This is a genomic window from Mesorhizobium sp. M8A.F.Ca.ET.181.01.1.1, assembly GCF_004792025.1.
Classification (GTDB): Bacteria; Pseudomonadota; Alphaproteobacteria; order Rhizobiales; family Rhizobiaceae; genus Mesorhizobium.
The window spans coordinates 1-295 of the sequence record NZ_SRTV01000266.1 but is presented as its reverse complement, the minus strand read 5'-3'; the positions used below and the strand labels follow the sequence as shown (position 1 = coordinate 295).

The 295-nt window shown below is 61.0% G+C and carries 1 protein-coding gene; it reads left to right on the top strand.

The features are described from left to right. On the top strand, positions 1-295 hold a 295-nt coding region (locus EN824_RS34540; protein ID WP_135933230.1), incomplete at both ends, for a DUF882 domain-containing protein.

Sequence of the window (295 nt, the reverse complement as noted above, 5' to 3'; positions counted from 1 at the left end):
GCAGATGCAGATCGGCGGCGTCGGTTTCTATCCGACATCGGGATCTCCTTTCGTGCATATGGATGTCGGCGGCGTTCGTGCCTGGCCGCGCATGAGCCGCCAGGAACTCGTCCGCATCTTCCCGAATGGCAATACGCTGCATCTTCCTTCCGATGGCAAGCCGCTTCCCGGTTATGAGCAGGCGCCTGCCGATTACAAGAAGCGCGTCAGTTCCTCTTCCATTCAAGTTGCTTCCAGTGCCGGTGCCGGTCCGGCCTCTTCGGGCGGCGGCAAGCGCAAGACACTTTTGCAGGCC